Source organism: Ruminococcus sp. 1001136sp1_2201st1_G3_2201SCRN_220225, assembly GCF_040924365.1.
In the GTDB taxonomy this organism is placed as follows: Bacteria; Bacillota; Clostridia; order Lachnospirales; family Lachnospiraceae; genus Blautia_A; species Blautia_A faecis.
The window spans coordinates 1-874 of the sequence record NZ_JBCOME010000142.1; the positions used below are offsets into that span (position 1 = coordinate 1).

Annotated in this window: 2 protein-coding genes and 2 pseudogenes; 2 read left to right on the plus strand and 2 right to left on the minus strand. The window is 45.4% G+C overall.

Features of this window, described 5'->3' with window-relative positions; genetic code table 11:
• A pseudogene (locus AB5642_RS20295) lies at positions 1-250 on the plus strand (carbamate kinase); the annotation flags it as partial.
• Here AB5642_RS20295 and AB5642_RS20300 read toward each other — a convergent pair.
• Complete coding sequence (locus tag AB5642_RS20300) at positions 237-380, minus strand: DUF6783 domain-containing protein (protein WP_306467718.1); 144 nt, start codon at positions 378-380, stop codon at positions 237-239. The pseudogene AB5642_RS20295 and the gene AB5642_RS20300 overlap by 14 nt on opposite strands.
• Between AB5642_RS20300 and AB5642_RS20305 the strand changes: the two are divergent.
• A pseudogene (locus tag AB5642_RS20305) lies at positions 318-512 on the plus strand (DUF6783 domain-containing protein); the annotation flags it as partial. The gene AB5642_RS20300 and the pseudogene AB5642_RS20305 sit on opposite strands and share 63 nt — an antisense overlap.
• Here AB5642_RS20305 and AB5642_RS20310 read toward each other — a convergent pair.
• Positions 499-874 (minus strand): hypothetical protein (locus AB5642_RS20310; protein ID WP_368371969.1); only part of this gene is annotated, 376 nt, incomplete at its 5' end. The pseudogene AB5642_RS20305 and the gene AB5642_RS20310 sit on opposite strands and share 14 nt — an antisense overlap.

The window sequence follows — 874 nt, forward strand, 5'->3', positions numbered from 1 at the left end:
GATTCTCACAAGTGTAGAGAACGTAAGTCTGAACCACGGTCAGGTAAATGAGCAGAAGCTTGGCAGCATCACTGTAGCGGACGCTAAGAAATACATTGAAGAGAACCAGTTTGCTTCCGGTTCCATGCTTCCCAAAATCGAAGCAGGTATTTCCTTTATCGAGAAAGGGGAAGGCCGGAGCACTGTGATTACTGATATGGCTCATGCCAAAGAGGGCTATGAAGGAAAAACAGGAACTACCATCCGCTAGAGCCTGTTTGCAAAAGGCTTTCCACAATATGTGCGTCACAATTTGTGGGAGATTTCACCCGGATAAGGGCGCTGTAGCGGGCTGCGGCAACCGAATTCGGGTGAAATTTCCCGCAAAGTGGGGCGTGCATATTGCGGGAATGATTTTTCAAACACGCTCTAAACATACAAAAAGAAACCTCCGACGAAATAAGTACTCATCTGACGAGGTTCCTTTTTTTACTATTTTTTACTATTATTTCCCCAATCTTAACGAGCAGTAAGCATCAATGCGGAATCTTCTGACTCTGTATTTATGATTCCGATCAGATCTCCCTCTTTCAGGGTAATCTTACGCTCCACGCCATCTGTCACTGTCATGCTTCCGTTTTCACCCTCTTCTCCCATGATCATAAAACTTACAAAACCATTTGAACAGGAAGCAATGTAATATCCTGGGACAATGCCTCCATCCACATTTTCTCCAACCTCCAGCACATCTCCTGCCATCAGTTTATAAGAGGCTGAATCAGCCCCAGAACTGAACATATCTCCAAATTCTTCTTCAAGTATCGGAGCAAGGCTGTCCTTCAGGGAATCCCGGATTTCCGGTAAGCTTGCGCAAATGATCACCAGGACCATGAGC

Coding starts and splice junctions, on each gene's coding strand:
- AB5642_RS20300 (WP_306467718.1), bottom strand. CDS start 380: ATGCACGCCCCACTTTGCGGGAAATTTCACCCGAATTCGGTTGCCGCA.